11 protein-coding genes are annotated in these 16,974 nt (G+C 75.0%); 8 read left to right on the forward strand and 3 right to left on the reverse strand.

The annotated features are described in order from the left end of the window. Nucleotides 1-3: 3 nt before the first annotated feature. The 5 genes from BCD49_RS29140 to BCD49_RS29160 all read left to right on the forward strand — a co-directional run bounded on the left by BCD49_RS29140 (nt 4) and on the right by BCD49_RS29160 (nt 5,514). Nucleotides 4-1,230 carry an inorganic phosphate transporter gene (locus BCD49_RS29140; protein WP_083401763.1) on the forward strand — a complete coding sequence of 409 codons (1,227 nt, stop codon included), beginning with the start codon at nt 4-6 and terminating at the stop codon, nt 1,228-1,230. A 76-nt stretch (nt 1,231-1,306) separates the two neighbouring features. Next, nucleotides 1,307-1,624: a hypothetical protein gene (locus tag BCD49_RS29145; RefSeq protein ID WP_007519310.1), complete on the forward strand. Its 318-nt coding sequence runs from the start codon at nt 1,307-1,309 to the stop codon at nt 1,622-1,624. A gap of 184 nt (nt 1,625-1,808) precedes the next feature. Continuing rightward, nucleotides 1,809-2,798, forward strand: coding sequence for an alpha/beta hydrolase family esterase (locus BCD49_RS29150; RefSeq protein WP_241832418.1), 990 nt, complete (start codon nt 1,809-1,811; stop codon nt 2,796-2,798). Nucleotides 2,799-2,842: 44 nt separating this feature from the next. Continuing rightward, a complete protein-coding gene (locus BCD49_RS29155; RefSeq protein WP_071042126.1) occupies nt 2,843-4,546 on the forward strand; it encodes a DUF4139 domain-containing protein in 1,704 nt (567 codons plus the stop codon). 128 nt (nt 4,547-4,674) lie between these two features. Beyond that, a complete protein-coding gene (locus tag BCD49_RS29160; protein WP_007519305.1) occupies nt 4,675-5,514 on the forward strand; it encodes a mycofactocin-coupled SDR family oxidoreductase in 840 nt (279 codons plus the stop codon). A gap of 45 nt (nt 5,515-5,559) precedes the next feature. Here BCD49_RS29160 and BCD49_RS29165 read toward each other — a convergent pair whose 3' ends face one another. Continuing rightward, nucleotides 5,560-6,720: an epoxide hydrolase family protein gene (locus BCD49_RS29165; RefSeq protein ID WP_007519303.1), complete on the reverse strand. Its 1,161-nt coding sequence runs from the start codon at nt 6,718-6,720 to the stop codon at nt 5,560-5,562. A 294-nt stretch (nt 6,721-7,014) separates the two neighbouring features. Here BCD49_RS29165 and BCD49_RS29170 point away from each other — a divergent pair, with 294 nt between their 5' ends. Then, a complete protein-coding gene (locus BCD49_RS29170) occupies nt 7,015-7,899 on the forward strand; it encodes an LLM class flavin-dependent oxidoreductase (RefSeq protein ID WP_007519301.1) in 885 nt (294 codons plus the stop codon). 66 nt (nt 7,900-7,965) lie between these two features. Here BCD49_RS29170 and BCD49_RS29175 read toward each other — a convergent pair whose 3' ends face one another. Beyond that, nucleotides 7,966-8,886 carry a PAC2 family protein gene (locus tag BCD49_RS29175; protein WP_007519299.1) on the reverse strand — a complete coding sequence of 307 codons (921 nt, stop codon included), beginning with the start codon at nt 8,884-8,886 and terminating at the stop codon, nt 7,966-7,968. A 777-nt stretch (nt 8,887-9,663) separates the two neighbouring features. On the opposite strand from BCD49_RS29175, the gene BCD49_RS29180 reads away from it, so the two are divergent. Both BCD49_RS29180 and BCD49_RS29185 read left to right on the forward strand, forming a co-directional pair. After that, nucleotides 9,664-10,401, forward strand: coding sequence for a TetR/AcrR family transcriptional regulator (locus BCD49_RS29180; RefSeq protein WP_007519297.1), 738 nt, complete (start codon nt 9,664-9,666; stop codon nt 10,399-10,401). 277 nt (nt 10,402-10,678) lie between these two features. After that, nucleotides 10,679-11,500: a DUF4232 domain-containing protein gene (locus tag BCD49_RS29185; RefSeq protein ID WP_007519295.1), complete on the forward strand. Its 822-nt coding sequence runs from the start codon at nt 10,679-10,681 to the stop codon at nt 11,498-11,500. On the opposite strand, the gene BCD49_RS29190 is transcribed toward BCD49_RS29185, so the two are convergent. Further along, a complete protein-coding gene (locus tag BCD49_RS29190; RefSeq protein WP_071042127.1) occupies nt 11,476-16,971 on the reverse strand; it encodes a heavy metal translocating P-type ATPase in 5,496 nt (1,831 codons plus the stop codon). The two genes, BCD49_RS29185 and BCD49_RS29190, sit on opposite strands and share 25 nt — an antisense overlap. Nucleotides 16,972-16,974 lie beyond the last annotated feature (3 nt).

Here is a 16,974-nt window from a genome sequence, read left to right on the forward strand (position 1 = left end):
AAGATGTCACGGACATCGGGTGCGACCGTCGTCTCCACCCAAGGCGCCAGCTACAACGGTTTTGTGGGTGAAACCGCGCTGATCCTGGTCGTCGTCACAGCTTTGGCCTTTGACTTCACCAACGGCTTCCATGACACGGCAAACGCGATGGCGGCCTCGATCGCAACCAGGGCGCTACGCCCCAAGGCCGCAGTCGCGCTTGCGGCGCTGCTCAACCTGGCGGGGGCATTCCTGTCCCTGTCCGTCGCGGCGACGATCGCGAGCGGGCTGGTCAATACACACCTGATCACACTGCCCGTGGTCTTCGCCGGGCTGGCCGGTGGGATCGTCTGGAATCTGGCCACCTGGTACCTGGGCATCCCGTCCAGCTCGTCCCACGCGCTCATCGGTGGAGTGATCGGCTCGGCGTTGGCGGCGGCCGGCACAGACGCGGTCAAATGGCACGGTCTCGTGCAGAAGGTCGTGATTCCGRCCGTGCTCTCCCCAGCCATCGCCGTACTGATCGCGGGGGTTGGCACCTTCCTCGTCATCCGGATCAGCCGGGGCGTCCGTCAGGAGACTCGAGACCGCGGGCTACGCCTCGGCCAGGTCGGGGCGGCGTCGATGATGTCGCTCGCGCACGGCACCAACGACGCCCAGAAGACGATGGGCATCATCACGCTGGCTCTGATCGCCAACGGTTCCCTCGCCACGGGCTCGAAGGCGCCCACCTGGGTGATCATCGCGTGCGCCATGGCGCTCTCCCTGGGTACCTACTGCGGCGGCTGGCGCATCATCCGGACACTCGGTCGAGGACTCGTGACCATCGAACCGCCGCAGGGCCTCGCGGCAGACTCGTCCTCCGCCGCGACCATCCTGCTCTCCAGCCACTTCGGCTACTCGCTGTCGACGACGCACGTCGCGTCCGGGTCGATTCTCGGCAGCGGACTGGGCAGCCGGGACGGGCGGGTCCGCTGGGGCATTGCCCGCCGGATGGTCACCGCCTGGCTGCTCACGCTGCCGGCCGCCGGGCTCGTCGGCGCGGGTGGCTACGCCGTGGTCCACGGCATCGGCGGCACGGCGGGCGTCGTCGCCGGTTTCGCGGTCCTCGTCGCCGGCGCCGGCGCGCTGTTCGTGCTGTCCCGGCGCTCCCCCGTCGGCCACCACGACATCCACGAGGAACCGGTCGACCCGGCCGCGGACGGAGCCAAGGCGGCCTCCCCGACCGCCAAAACCTCGGTCGCGGCCTAGCCATGGGCGCGGCGCTGACCGGACCCGATGAACCCGCCCGGGTGACGGGACGGGTCACCATGACGGAGGAACGCCGATGACGTCCTGGATCGACCTGGACGCCCTGTGGAAGATCGTCGTCATCGGGCTGCTGTGCGGCGCCGGCCTGCCGGCGGTGTTCGCCGTCGGGCTGCGCGCGCTGAGCCTCTCCGAGCGGCGCGCCGGGGCCGCCGCCCCGGTCTCTGTCCCCGAGGCCGCGCTGATCGCGCCGGTCGCACCGGGCCTGGGCGGCGGCGACTACGCGCGGCCCCGAACCGCGCGGGCGGGGGCCGAGAGGGTCGCCGCGGGCCTGTGCTTCGCCGCGGTACTCGCGGCGATCGGCTGGGGCGTCGCGTTCATCGTCTCGCACGGCTGACCGGGCGCCGCCGACCAGCCTCCGGCCGTTGACCGCCCAGCCGCCCGCGGTCCCCGGGCCGCGGCGCTGACATTTGTCTTACGCGACGCTTACGGCATGTTGGACCGCCTCTGCGAAGGTGCTGCCTGTCAGGGAGGGCAGAGTCCGGCCGGCGGAGGCAAGGGGACAGATGCGACGAGCGGGGTTGCCTCGGGCGCTCAGGACGACGGCGCTGGCGGGCGTGACGCTGGTGGGGGCGGTGGCCCTTACGGCCTGCGGGCCGCGGGACCGGCCGGCTCCCGCCGCCTCGCAGCCGCCGGCGGGGACCGCGCCGCCCGCCGGGACCGTCACCCACACGCTGACGGTCGGCGAGCTGAGGCGTTCCTACGAGATCCACGTGCCGCCGGGCACCGGGACGACCCCGCGGCCACTCGTCGTCGAGCTGCACGGCGGCGGCGGCAACAGCGGCAACGTCGAGGGGCAGACCGGCTTCTTCGACCTGGCGGACCAAAAGGGCTTCCTGGTCGCGAGCCCGAACGGGACCGGCCGGCGCGCGGACCGGCTGCTGACCTGGAACGCGGGCTGGTGCTGTGGGYAGGCCGCCCAGAACGACGTCGACGACGTCGGGTTCATCGCCGCCATGCTCGACGACATCGCGGCGCACTACCCGCTCGACACCCGTCGGGTGTACGCCACCGGGTTCTCGAACGGAGCGATGTTCACCTATCGGCTGGGCTGCGCGCTCGCCGACCGGTTCGCCGCGATCGCCCCGGTGTCCGGCGCCCTCGACTACGACGGCTGCGCGCCGAGCCGGCCGGTGCCGCTGCTGGCGATCCACGGCACCGCCGACCAGAACGTCCCCTACGACGGCGGCACCGGCTCCGGCGGGGACAAGCGGTTCCCGACCGAGAGCGGCCGGGTCGACCGGTCGGTGGCGGACTCGGTCGGGTTCTGGGTCGGGCGTGACGGCTGCCCGGTCACCCCCGTCGAGCGGCGCGACGGCACCGTCACCCGGGCCACGTACGCGCCGTGCGCCGAGGGCACCGAGGTCGTCCTCGACACGATCGACGGCGGCGGCCACGCCTGGCCCGGCGGCCAGAAGGGTCACCCGGGGGCGGACGCGCCGGCGAGCGGCCTCGACGCCACCGCCGCCATCTGGGACTTCTTCGCCCGCCACGAGCTGCCCCGCCAGTAACGGGTCGTGCCGAATTGTCGGACCAGGCCGCTAGGGTGATCAGCATGGTTGCTCCAGCCGCGACGACGCTGACACTGGACGCTCCGATCACGGCGGTCGTCGTCTACCCGCGGCAGGCCCGGGTCACCCGCCGTGGGACCGTGACGCTGCCGCCCCGCCCCGAGGGCATGGGCGACGTCGCGCCGGAGGTCGCGGTGACGCTCGGCGGCCTGCCGATGGAGCTGGACGCGGACTCGGTGCGGGTGTCCGGGYGCGGCGCGGTGCGCGTGCTCGGTGTGGACGTCGTCGTCGAGTCCCGTGCGGTGACGGTGGACCCGCGGCTGGTGGAGCTGACGGACGAGGTCGACCGGCTGCGGCGGCGCGCCCGCGAGCTGGCCGACGACCAGGAGATCGAGCAGGCGCGCCGCAGGTTCCTGGACGTCGCCGCCCGCAACGGCGCCGCCGCGCTCGCCCGGGGCTGGGGTGCGCCGTCATGGAGCGCCAGCCCCGCGGAGGATGGGACGACACCGCCCAGCGGCGAGGAGCGGCGGTTGGCCGAGGCCGCCGGTGCACTGGCCGCGCAGCTGGCGGACGTGCACGCCCGACTGCGCGCGATCACCGACGAGCAGGAGGACGTCCAGAAGCTGATCGACGCTGCCCGGCGCGCCCTGGAGGCCCGCCGCGGCGTGCGCCTGCCCGACACGAGGCAGGTTGTCGTGGCGCTGGAGYCGACGGGTGGTCCCGGCGCCGCCGAGGGCAGGGTCGACGTCGAGCTGGAGATCTCCTACCTGGTCGGCGGCGCCTCATGGTCGGCGCGGTACGACGCGCGGCTGGTCGACGGCGTGGTCACGCTGACGTGGTTCGGCATGGTGCGCCAGCACAGCGGCGAGGACTGGCCCGCCGGCGACCTGAGGCTGTCGACCGCCCGGCCGGGCCGCGCCAGTGGCCTGCCCGAGCTGGACCMGTGGTACGTCGACGTCGCGCGGCCCCAGGTGATGCAGTTCGCCCTGGCCGCGGGCGGTGCCGGCTACGGCGCCGCCGACGCGGCCGCCCAGATGGCGCCGGTCCCGGCCGCGGCGCGGGCGAAGGCTCCGGGGGCGTCGGCCCCGCCGCCGCCGGTCGAGCACGCGGTGGCCACCATCGACACGTCCGGAACCGCGGCGACCTACCGGCCGGCCCGGCCGGTGGCGGTGCCGGCCGACGGGCGACCACACCGCACCACCCTGGCCGTCCTGGAGCTGGAGGCTCAGCTCGACTACCTGACCGTGCCCAAGCTCGCCCCCGAGGCCTACCTGCGCGCCACCGTCACGAACACCTCGGCGCACACCCTGCTGCCCGGGCCGGTCTCGGTCTTCCACGACGCCGACTTCGTCGGGACCAGCACCGTCGAGCTGGTGCCGCCGGGCGCCGAGGTGGAGCTGCAGCTCGGCGTCGACGACCGGCTGCTGGTGGAACGCGAGCTGGTCAGCCGCGCCACCAGCCGCAAGGTCGTCGGCAACCTGCGGCGCACCGACGTCGGCTACGTGATCACCCTGACGAACCACACCCCACGCCCGGCGCGGGTGACCGTTCGCGACCAGATTCCGGTCTCCCGCCACGAGGGCATCACCGTCAAGGACTTCCTGAGCTCGCCCACCGTCGACGAGCGCACCGACCTCGGCCAGCTCACCTGGACCGTCGACCTCAAGYCCGGCGCCCAGCGCGCGATCGAGTTCGGCTTCCGCCTCGAACACKCCCGGAGCCTGGACCTGACCGGCTGGACCGACTGACACGGGCCGGCGACGCCCCCGATCGGTCAGGGCGCCGCCATCGGTGAAAGGCACTTCGGCCCAACCCMTCGCGCGCCAGCCCGTCATGGTGCGACAAACATCAAGACGAGGGCATCGGGAGGTTCGACATGGCCGGGCGGGTCGAAGGCAAGGTCGCGTTCATCACCGGGGTGGCACGGGGGCAGGGGCGGGCGCACGCGGTCCGGCTCGCGCAGGAGGGCGCCGACATCATCGGCGTCGACCTGTGCGCCGACGTCGACACCGTCGACTACCCGATGGCGACCGCGGCGGATCTGGCCGAGACGGTCGCGCTGGTGGAGAAGCTCGGCCGGCGGATCGTCACCGCGGTCGCGGACGTCCGCGACGAGGACGCGCTGCGGACGGCCGTCGACGCCGGGGTCGCCGAGTTCGGCCGCCTCGACGTCGTCGTCGCCAACGCCGGTATCTCCGGTGGCGGCGCCGCGACGGAGACGCTCGACGCGCACGCCTGGCGCACGCTGCTCGACATCGACCTCACCGGCTGCTTCCTCACCGCCAAGGTGGCGATCCCGCACCTCGTCGCCGGCGGGCGCGGCGGCTCGATCATCCTGACCAGCTCGATGCTCGGCCTGAAGGGCCAGGGCTGGATGGCGGCCTACGTCTCCGCCAAGCACGGCCTCGTCGGCCTGATGCGATCGCTGGCCAACGAGCTCGCCGGCCAGCTCATCCGCGTCAACAGCGTCCACCCCGGCAACGTCCGCACGCCGATGGTCGACAACGAGTCGCTGCGCCGGATGCTGCGCCCCGACCTGGCGAACCCGACCATCGACGACGCCGCCGCCGTCCTCGGCGGGCTGCACCTCATGCCGGTCCCGCTGATCGAGGCCGTCGACGTCGCCAACGCCGTCCTGTTCCTCGCCTCCGACGAGGCCCGCTACATCACCGGCGTCGCACTCCCCGTCGACGCCGGTGCCACCGCCAAGGGCTGACAGCCCAGACGGCCTCCTTCTGCCCCTCGGCCTGCGTTCCCCCGGCTAGCGCATCGTGCGGAAGGCGCGGCGGACCTGGTCGGCGAAGACGGCGGGCTGCTCGTAGGCGGCGAAGTGGCCGCCCCGGTCGGCCCGCTCGTAGAAGCGCAGGTCGGAGAAGCTGGGCTCGACCCAGCGCCGCGACAACCGGATGATCTCCCTTGGGAAGACCGAGATGCCTGCGGGCACGCGCACATCGAGGCCKCCGGCCAGGCCGGACGCACGGCTGGGCCGCGACAGGCCCGACTCCCAGTACAGCCGCGCCGACGAGGCCGCGGTCGCCGTCAGCCAGTACAGCGAGATGTCATCGAGCATCTGGTCACGGCTCAGCGCCGTGTACGGGTCGCCGTCGTGATCGGTCCAGGCGTGGAACTTCTCGGCGATCCAGGCGCACTGGCCGACGGGCGAGTCCGCGAGGGCGTAGCCGAGCGTCTGCGGGCGGGTCGACTGCAAAGCCGAGTAGCCGGAGCCCCATTCCAGGAACTCGGCCATCGCGGTGAGGGCGTCCTGTTCCTCGTCCGTCAGCTCGCTGAGGTCGCCCCCCGGGCCGGTCATCACGAAGTTGAGGTGGATGCCGGCGAGGTGGTCCGGGTCAGCCGCGGTGAGCCCGATCGTCACCGCCGAACCCCAGTCGCCGCCCTGAGCCCCGTACCGGTCGTAGCCGAGCCGGGCCATCAGCGTCGCCCAGGCGGCGGCGATGCGCGGTACCCCCCAGCCGGCGGCGGCCGGGCGGCCGGAGAAGCCATATCCCGGCAGCGACGGCACGACGAGGTGGAAGGCGTCCGCCAGGTCGCCGCCATGCGCGGCCGGGTCGGTGAGTGGGCCGATCACGTCGAGGAACTCGAGGACCGAGCCAGGCCAGCCGTGGGTGAGCAGCAGCGGCAGCGCGTCCGGGTTGGGCGAGCGCACGTGCAGGAAGTGGACGTCCAGGCCGTCGATCGTGGTGACGAACTGGTCGTGGGCGTTCAGCCGGTCCTCGCAGCGCCGCCAGTCGTAGCCGTCGCCCCAGTAGGAACACAGGTCGCGCAGCCACTCCAGCGGCACACCCTGGCTCCAGTCGCCCACCGCCTCCTTCTCCGGCCAGCGGGCCACCGCCAGCCGGCGCCGTAAATCGACGAGATCCTCCTCGGGAACCGCGACCTTGAACGGCGCAACATCCGTGCTCATCCGCCCCACCCCATCGTGTTCAGGCCCCTGAGCCTCTGGATACCCAGGCGCGGGGTGGGCGCGCGGGCGGCCTGGCGGTCACCCGGCGGGTCCGGTCCGGCCCGTCCCCGCGCCACCCGGTTTCCCGCGCCCATCCCCTCGCTTCAATATTTCCAACTGTCGGTGGCGCGGGCCACACCTGCCATGGTTTCGTGCCTTTGGTACCAGCCGGCGGCGGGCGGCCGTCGTGGCGCGGACGGGTGGGCCGTGCGGCGACGCGGCGACGCGGCGGCAGGGCCGGCTGAGGAGGCGGGGATGGAGTTCCACCTGTACTTGCCGCAGATGCGGATGACGATGCCCGAGATCGTCGAGCGGGCACGCGGCGCCGAGCAGGCGGGGTTCGCGGGCATCGCGCTGATGGACCACCTCGCGCCGCCCATGGCGGCCCAGACGCCGATGTTCGAGGCGATGACGGCGGCGACCTGGGTGGCGGCGAAGACCGAACGGCTGACGGTCGGCCACCTGGTGCTCTGCGACATGTTCCGTCATCCGGTCCTGCTCGCGAAGCAGGCTGTCACGCTGGACCATGCCAGCGACGGGCGCTTCGAGCTCGGCATCGGCTGGGGTTCCGTACCAGCGGAGCTCGAGCAGTACGGAGTGGGCGACGCGACCCCGCGGACCCGCGTCGAGCGGCTGGCCGAGACGCTTGCCGTCCTGCGCCTGCTCTGGAGTGGCGAGCGCGTCAGCTACCAGGGCGAACACGTCACGCTGCGCGAGGCCACCGCGCTGCCGGTCCCGACCCGGCCGATCCCGATCACCATTGGCGGCACCGGCCCGCGCACGCTGGCGCTCGTCGCCGAGTACGCCGACTGGTGGAACATCCAGATCGGCCGGCTGGACCAGCTCGACGAGCTGCGTGCCCACGCCGGCAAGGCCCGTGTCTCCGTCCAGCAGCTGGTGACGGTCATCCCGCCCGACGCGCCGCCGGCCCGACGCGACGAGATCACCGCGCTCGCCCAGCGCCGGTTCGGCCGGATGGGTGCCGGTGGCGGCCTCGTCACCGGCACCCCGGCCGAGCTGGTGGCCTACTTCGAAGGACTCGCCGCCCGTGGCGTGGACCGTGCCTACGCCTGGTTCACCGACTTCTCGGCGCCCGCGACGCTCGCCGCCTTCGCGGAGGTCATCGAAAACCTCCGCTAGTCCGCTCCCCCACCGACGGGTCCTTCGCGCTGGCGCCGAGTCGGGCGCGCCGGCCCTGACGAGGTGTCAGGGTGCGGTCGGGCCGTCGGTCTCGGACTGTTCGGCGAGAAAGCGCTCCAGCTCGGCGCCGAGCTCGTCGGCGGTCGGCAGGTCCTCGGAACTGACGGTCGGCAGGCTACCGGTGTCCTTGCCGCGCTTGTAGGCGTCGTACTGCTCCTCCAGCGCGCTGACGAGCGACGCCATCTCCCCACCCTTGGCGAGCTCCTGGTCGACCTCGCCGCGCACCGCCTCGGCGGCGGACTGCAGGCCGTCCAGAGGCAGCATGAGCCCGGTGGCCTTGGAGACCGACGTCAGCAGCACCTCGGTCGCCTGTGGGAAGTCCGTCTGGTTCAGGTAGTGCGGGACGAGGGCCGCCAGGCCCATCGCGTCGCGCCCCTCCCGGCCGAACTCATACTCCAGCAGGTGACCCGCGCTGCCCGGCACCTGGACCTGGCGCACCCACGGTTCGTAGCCGGCGATCAGGTCCTTGCGGGTGGCGTGCGCGATCAGCCCGGTCGGGCGGGTGTGCGGCACCGCCATCGGGATGGCGTTCAGGCCGACGGACAGGTGCAGGTTCATCCGTCGGGTCAGTTCGCGCACGGCGGTGGAGAACCGCTTCCACATCAGGTCCGGCTCAGGGCCCGCGAGCAGCAGGAACGGCGTGTCGGCGCGGTCGCGTAGCACGTAGAGGGCCAGCGTTGGATCCTCGTAGTGCTCCCAGTGGTCCTCGACGAACGTCATCGCCGGGCGCCGCGAGCGATAGTCCAGCAGCAGGTCGATGTCGAACGTCGCGACGACCTCGTGCTGCAGCGTCGTCAGCAGGTGCTCGCTCGCGAGCCGAATCGCGTTCCCGGAGTCGACGACCCCGGTCATCGCCTCGAGCATCACCGGCCGCCCCAGGTCGGGCAGTTCACCGTGGATCTCGTAAAGCTCACTCGGGTCGAGCATGGGCCGAGACCTCCCCACTGGTGTGTTGACCGCCTCCGGGGGCGCCCACTCGCTGCATGGTCACTCTCCAGCCGTAACAGTTGCGCATGGTCGCACCTCCTTCGGTCATGGTCCTGCCAGGGTGACGGCCTCGGCCATCACCGCATTGTCGCGTCGCGGGCTTGCCAGCGGGTGGTGCCTGCCGGCATAGTCCTGCCTTGCCCGGTCCTGCCTTGCCGCGAGGCCGCCGCCCGCCGGAACCGCGACATCACCGGGCGAACCGAGGGAGCGGGTGCCGCGGCACGGACACAGCGCCGTCGCCGCGGTCCAGGCGAATGGTCTGGGCCAGCCGGCCCGGCCGCCCGCACCGCGCCGTCCGGTCGGCCCGCGTCACTCGCCGCCGGGCCGTGCCTGGCCGCCGCGCCTGGCCCGACCCCGCTTGTTTCTTCGGCCTCGTCTGCTTCAACGGTGGCGGCGCGGATCCATTCCTACTCCACCCCGCCTACCTTCCAGCTTCCTCCTCGGTCGCCCGGATGTACGTCAATCGGCCGAACCGCGCCGGATGACGTGGCGCCTTCTCCCGTTTCGTGAGGTTGGTGAAAATCCTCCACGCGCGCCGCCGGGACGTCGTCAACGGCGTTGTCTACAGTGCATGTGATCGGACGTGTGATCGGACGTGTGATCGGACGTGTGATCGGACGTGTGATCGGACGTGTGATCGGACGTGTGATCGGACGTGTGATCGGACGTGTGATCGCGGCGCGTCGGCGCGCACCGACGGAACCGAGGTGGATGGCGATGTCGAACGACGTGCTCGAACCGGACGACTCCGAACCGGACGACTCCGGGCCAGACGAACCGGGAACCGGCGACCCGGGCGCGGGTGAGCCGAGCGGCCGGGTGACGGTCAGCGCGGCAGGGCGGCGGACGCCGCGCGGCACGCTGTCACGGCGGGTGCTGCTGGACAGCGCCCTGGAGATCGTCGACATCGGCGGGGTGAACGCGCTGTCGATGCGCGCCCTCGGTGCCCGGCTCGGCGTCGACCCCACCGCGATCTACCGCCACTTCCAGAACAAGAACGAGCTGCTCGACGCGCTCGCCGACCTGATGGTCCGCGGCGAGGAGCCGCTACCCGCGACCGGCGACCCGGCGGCGGACCTGCGGGACAACCTGCGCCAGCTACGCCGCCAGCTGCTGCGCTACCCGACGCTCGCGCCGTCGGTGCTGCGCCAGCCACCGGGCACCGGCTCCTGGTGGGACCGGATGGAGCATGCCTTCGGCACGCTGCGCGCCATCGGCCGGACGGAGGCGGAAGCGGCGGTGACCTGGCAGACGCTGCTGTTCTTCGTCGTCGGCCACGCGCTGGTGGAGGCGCGCCATCTGGCGGAGAACATCGCGACGGACCGGGTCGGTGCGCCGATGCCGACCGTCAACCCGCCGCGCTCCCGCTACCCGGCGCTGGCGGCGGCCGCGCCCCACCTGCACGCCGACCTCACCGACCAGTTCGAGGCCGGCCTCGACCGGATCCTTGGCTGACCCCACTCCCCCACCTCATGCCCCGGTCCACGCCGTCCGCGGTCGCCTTGTCACACCATCGACCCGGACCCGGACCTGATGCCGGTGTCCGGCACGCGGGCAGAACGCCGCATCGGCGGACGCACTGGCCCGGACATGCCGAGAGCGGGTGTTGGCGGCCGGTCGCGCACGCACACGGACCTCGGTGCCGCGCCCGCCGGAATGCCGCCCGGTCGTGCCGAATACTCCCAGGCCAGGCGCCCCGCCGGGGGGCGCGCGGGACGCCCGGGAGCCAGCGATGGACCAGCGGAGTGCTCGAGCGCGGCGCCACGTCGCGAGGGCCGCGACGGCGGCGTGTGTGGCCGCGGTGGCGTTGGGCGCCACGGCCGGCTGCTCACAGCCGGACCCGTCCGCAGGCTTCGACGTCCCGTCCCCGACGCCGACGTCCCCCGCGCCGACGCCCTCGCCACTGGCGGCCGCCGGCTCGGCCCCGACGACCTCGGCCACGGACGACGGCGCGACACCGCCCCCCGCGACGGCCTGGGCCAGGACACCGCCGGCCGCGGCTCAGGCGACCGGAGAGCCGTTCGCCACCCTCGACCCAGCGGACCTCACCAACCCGACCGGCCGCGGTGATACCGCCGCGGGCGACGCGCCGCGGTGCACCGGCGCGGGACTTACGCCCCGGCTCGGCAGCCCGACCCAGCTCACGGCGCTCGCGCCGGGGCTGACCCAGTTCGGGCTCATCATCACCTTCGTCAACAACACGACGCGAACCTGCGCGATGTACGGCTTCCCGGGCGCGACGCTCGTCACCGCCCAGGGCGACACCTACGACCTGGCTCGCCGCACGACCGTCATGCCCGCGTCGCTGCGCGTCCCGCCGGGCGACGGCGCCGCGGCGGTCCTCACCTACCTCGCCGTGCCCGCGGCGGCCGCCACGCCACCGGCGGGCGACGGCTCGCCTGCCGCGGCGATGCCGGCCTTCGACGCGCGCTACCTGCTGGTCACCCCGCCCGACGACCGCGACCCGATACGCGTCGACTGGCCGGGCGGCCCCGTCGCCGACCAGCGCCGCGACGCCTATCCCGCCAGCTACATCGGCCCCGTCACCCGCTGAGCCGGTTTCGCCGGGCCGCCACGGCCGGCGGCCTGTCCGCCACCGGCGGCGACCGCCGCGGGCCGCGCCAGCCCCGGCCGGGGCGCGGACGGCCGACCGGCGGGTAGCGAGCGCCCGAACACGGGCAACGCCAGCGTAAGGCTGGGCACCCGACCGTTCTGGGACGCGGTGGCCCGACCGTTCTGGGACGCCACCGTCGGCCAGGGCCTGGGCGTGCCACGGCGCGCGACCGGCTCGTCGCGACCAGCCGGGCTGACAGAGCCGACCGGGCTGACAGAGCCGACGCGGCTGACAGAGCCGACGCGGCTGACGGAGCCGACCGGGCCGAGCGAGCGGCGACGGCGGCGTTCGTAGAGCCAGGCCGCGGATGTCGCGAGGGTCGCCGACGCGAGCACCACCGTCCAGCCCGCGGGACCGACCGGACGGCAGCCGAAGAGCTGGGACAGCAGTGGCGTCTGGACCAGCACCGCCAGAACCAGCAGGCTCGCGAGCGCGGTGGTGATCACCAAAGGATCCCAGCCGGCCAGCATCAGCGTCTGGCCGAGCTGGGTCGTGACCAGCGCGAGCAGCCCCATCGTCGACGCGCGCCGCGGAGTGCCGCTGTACCGGCCGACCAGCCAGGCCGCCGTCGCGCCCGCGGTCGTCGTCGCGCCCCTGACCAGCAGCATGCGGCGCAGCGGCCCGGACAGCCACCGCTCGGCGACCGCGTCCGCCTCGGCCGCCGGGGCCCGCCCGAAGTCGGTGCCGTTCGACAGGGACGCGCCGGCGAGCCAGGCGGCCCGAGCGAGGCGGCGCAGGGCAGCGACCGGATCGGCGCGACCGGATCGGCGCGTCCCACCGGCGCCGTCCCGGCCACCACCGTCCTCGCCGCCGCCCCCATCTCCGCCGCCGCGGCCGCCAGACCCGCCGCTGTCAGGCCCACCGCCATCCGTTCCCCGGGTGCTGTCGCCGTCTCGGGCCGCCATCGGCCTCTCGACCGGCCGGGAGGCGTCGTGGTCGCCCCGTCCGTGCTCCTCCCCCGAACGCACGGCGAGCGCCATGGCCGGCGCCATGTCGGTGAGCAGGTTGACCAGCAGCAGCTGGCGCGGGCGCAGCGGCGCCTCGCCGGCGATCGCCGTCCCGAGCAGCGTGAAGGCGATCTCCCCGGCGTTACCGCCGACGAGCACCGACACCGCGTCGGTCACCGAGCGCCACATCCTGCGGCCCGCCAGCACGGCGTCGGCCAGGCGGGTGACCTCGGCGTCGGTGAGCAGCAGGTCGGCGGCGCCCGTCGCGGCGGCGGTACCCCGGCCGCGCACGGCGACGCCGATGTCGGCGGCCCGGATGGCGGCGGCGTCGTTCGTGCCGTCGCCCGTCATCACCACCACCTTCCCCAGCCGCTGCAGGGTCGTGACCAGCCGCACCTTCTGCTCCGGTGAGATGCGGGCGAACACCGCGGCGGCGCCGACCTGGGCGGCATAGCCATCGTCGGTGAGCCGGTCGAGCCGCGCGCCCGTCACCACCCGGTCCGCGCCGGGGACGCCGACCTCCCGCGCGATCGCCGAGGCGGTCTCGGGATGGTCGCCGGTGACCATGACGACCCGCAGCCCGGCGTCCAACAGGCGGCGCACCCCCAGCGCGGCGGACGGACGCGGGCTGTCGGCGATGCCGACGAAGCCCAGCAGGCGAAGCGAGCTCAGGTCGACGGCCGACGCCGGCCGGCTTCCCGGAATCGACTCGGCCACCGCCAGCACCCGCAGCCCCTGACGGGCGAGCCGGCCGGCAGCGGCCCGAGCGGACGCGAGCCGCACCGCGTCCAGTTCGACGAGGCCGAGCACCACCTCCGGCGCGCCCTTGAGCGCGAGCACCGGCCCGTCGGCCGTGCGCAGCAGGGTGGACGCATAACCCCGAGCGGTCTCGAACGGGCTCTCGTCCGCCCGCTCACCCACCAGCGCCCGGGCCAGCTCGGGCCGCCCGACGACCGCTTCGAGCACCGCCCGGTCGGTCGCGTGCGGCACCCGGCCCTCCCGCGGCGGGCAGGCCGCGGCCGCCACCGCCAGCATTCGGGCGGCTGCTCCGTTCAGCCCGTTCGACCCGGCCGTCGCGGCCGTCGCGTTCGATTCGCTTGTTCCGGCCGGTCCGCTCGTCGCGTCGCCCGTTCCCGGGGCGGCCACGGGCACCGTCCGCCACCGGCCAGCCGCGTCGGGCAGGGCGGCCGCGCGCAGCAGCAGTCGGCCCTCGGTCAGCGTGCCGGTCTTGTCGAAGCAGACGACGTCGGCCCGACCCAGCGCCTCAACCACCCGCGAGGAACGCACCAGCACGCCGAGCTTCGCGAGCCGACGGGCCGCGGCCACCTGCGCGACCGTCGCGACCAGCGGCAGACCCTCGGGCACCGCGGCGACGGCGAGGGCGACACCGGAGCTGAGCGCCGAGCGCGCCGACGAGCCCCGCACCGAGCCGAGCGCCGCCACCGCGAGCCCGGACAGCCCGGTCGCCGGCAGCGCCAGCCGGGTCAGCTCGCCGAGCCTGGCCTGCACGCCGACGGGCCCGGCCGTGTGGGCCTCGGCCACGACGCCGGCGCGGCCCGCGAGGGTGGCCTCCCCCGTCGCGACGACGACGGCCCGGGCGGTGCCGGCGAGCACCGTCGTCCCCTCGTAGACCATGCAGTCGCGGTCGCCGACCTCGGCGGCCGGGGTGGGCTCGATGCCCTTGGTCACCGGCAGGGACTCCCCGGTCAGCGTCGCCTCGTCCACCTCCAGCGCGTCGGCCCTCAGCAGCCGGGCGTCCGCCGGCACCACGTCCTGCGCGCTCAGCTCGATGACGTCGCCGGGCCGCAGCGTGTCGGCCCGGCGGGTCTCCGCCTCGTCGCCGCCGGTCACGACGCGGGCCATCAGCACGTTGCGGTCGATCAGCCTGGCCAGCACTCCCTCGGCGTGCGCGCGCTGAGCGCCGCTCATCGCCGCGTTCGCCAGCGACACGCTGGAGACGAGCAGGGCGTCCGTGGTCGAGCCGAGGACGGCGCTCGCCGCCGCCCCGACGAGCAGCACCGGCACGAGCGGATCGGTGAGGTCCGCGACCACCGCGGTGAGGTAGCGGCGGGCACCCGTGCCGGCCGCCACGACCCGGCCGCCGACCGCCCGCGCGGCGGCGCCGGTCACCTGGCCGTTCGCGGCCAGCGCCCGCGCGCGGCCCGCGCCGAGCCGGGCGCCGGCCGCGTCCAGTCCGCGTCGGGCCGCGGACGGGCCGGCGATGGATGACGCGGTCGACGCCTGTGCCGGCTGCCGCCGCGCCGCCCACGCGGCCGCCGTCGGTCCGCCGTCCGGACCGGCGGCGCCGCGCAGGCGGCGCAGCGCCGCGTCGGCGGTCAGCGCGTGCCAGTCGGTGTGCAGGACGGGCGACGGCGGTGCGCCCCGGTCCGCGCGCAGGGCGGCGACGAGCCCAGCGGCCATGGCCGTCGCCGCCGCGGCGCTCACCGGCCCGCTGGTCAGCGCCAGCCGACGGCCGGCCGGTAGCGCGCCCGGGCCGTCGACGGCGGTGGTCAGCGCGGCGAGCGCCGAGCCGGACACCGACAGGGTGGCGGCCCGTCGGCTCGTCGCGGCGGCGTACGGCGGCAGCCGCAGCACCCGCCAGACGTCGGTGAGCTCCGGGCCACACAGCAGGTCCGCGGACCAGGGCGGCCGGTGGCCGGCGCGGGCGAGCCCGACGCCGACGTCGGCGACACGCAGCGCCTCGTCGCCCTCAGCGTCGGCGACGACGCACACCCCCGCTCCCGCGGCCTGGAGCCGGCGGACCTCCTCGGCGAGGCCGGGCGCTGGCCTGGGCGCCCGGGACGCGGACACCGGGCCGGGCGGCCGAGGCGCCAGGGTCACGTCGGCGAGGCCCGCGACGTCGGCGACGCTGGCGTGCTCGGTCAGGACCACCCGCCCGCAGGCACGGGCGGCCCGCAGCACGGCCTCCGCGTGGCCGTCCAGCGTCGCCCCGGCGAGCGCCTCGGTGCTGGTCCTTCCGTGCCACAGCCGCAACGGCAGCCCGGCGGGGTCGGCGGCGCGGCGGCGGCCGGCGTAGTGCGCGGCGACGAGCTGGTCGCCGCCAGCGTGGGCGACCACGTCGCCCGGCCGGAAGGCGCGGCGCGGGTCGAGCTGACCGAGCATGGTCTCCACCCGGTTCCACGTCGCGGCATCGGTGGCGGACAGCACCCGGGCACGCTCGCCCAGCAGCGCCGACGCGCACACCACCACGGTGTCGACCCGGTCGAGGCGGCGCAGGCACCCGGCGTCCAGCGGGACGATCCCGCGGGCGGCGAGCCTGCGCCCCGCTGTCGAGGCGAACACCTCCCGGCCCGACCTGGCGGCGCGCGGCAGCGTCGCGAGCACCAGCTCCCCGGCGAGCCGCGGCGACCGGCCGACAAGCAGCCCGGCGCCGCCGAGCGCCAGCCCAGCGGCGGCGAGCCGGGCGCTGGCCAGCTCGACCGGCCCGTCCGGCAGCGGCACCGGCCGGTCGCGCCAGGCGGCGCCCGCGCGGCCACCGGCGCCGGCGCCGGGATGGCCAGCGTGGACGCCGGCCGAGTCGTCGAGCCCGGAGCGCCGAGCGGTGTCCGCGGTCAGCTGAGGGGCCCTGGCCTCGAACACCCGCGCGCCGGCGCGCAGCTCGGCGACCCGCGCGAGCCGGCGGACCATCGCGACCGCGAGCACGTCGGGCTGCTGGGTGAGAGCGCCAGCCCAGGCGCTGGCGAACCCGAGCGCGAGGTCGGTGGCCGTCGGGCCGATCCGGTCCGCGAGCGCGGCGCGCACCCGAGGTTGGCCGTCCACGACCGCGACGACCGCGCTGGCGGCGCGGGGCACCGCCGGCAGCCGGACGACGCGGCCTACCAGCGCGGCGCCGAATGCGGCGGTGTCGGTGGCGAGCGCGACGGTCTCCGCGAGCAGCGGGTCGGTCTCCGCGGGATGGCGCTCTGTGCCCCGCGCCGGGCGCGGGGCGACGCCGGCGACGCCGTCACCGGCGCCGGCGCCGACGCCGTGCAGCGCGTGCTCGACCTCCGTGACGGTGTCGACCAGGTCCGAGACCCCGAGCTGGTCGCCGTCGAACCCGACGAGCACCTGGCCGAGGCCTTCGTCGACCTCCGCCCAGTCGACCCCGTCGAGCTGGCGCAGCGCGGTGCGGACGGCCGAGCACGCCGCCGCGCCGCCGGTGCGGGCGGCGCCGATCAGCTCGATGTGCGCGGCGCCGTCCTGGTGCCACACCCGCCGGGGCCGCCGGTCCGGATGCGCCAGCTCGTGGCGCAGCGCGCGCGTCACCTGACCGGGGCCCGGCAGCGCACGCGCCACCCGGCTCGGGCTCGGCAGCGCGCGCACGGCCTGAGCGGGGCTCGGCAACGCGCGTACCACCCGGCCGGGGCTCGGCAACGCGCGCGCCACGGTCGCGGGGGCGGTCAGCGCCCGCGTGAGGCCGGCCCGCCCCGGCAGCCCGAGCCCGGGCGCGCGCAAGGCGACCACCCG

Source organism: Pseudofrankia sp. EUN1h (assembly GCF_001854645.1).
GTDB lineage: Bacteria > Actinomycetota > Actinomycetes > Frankiales > Frankiaceae > Pseudofrankia > Pseudofrankia saprophytica.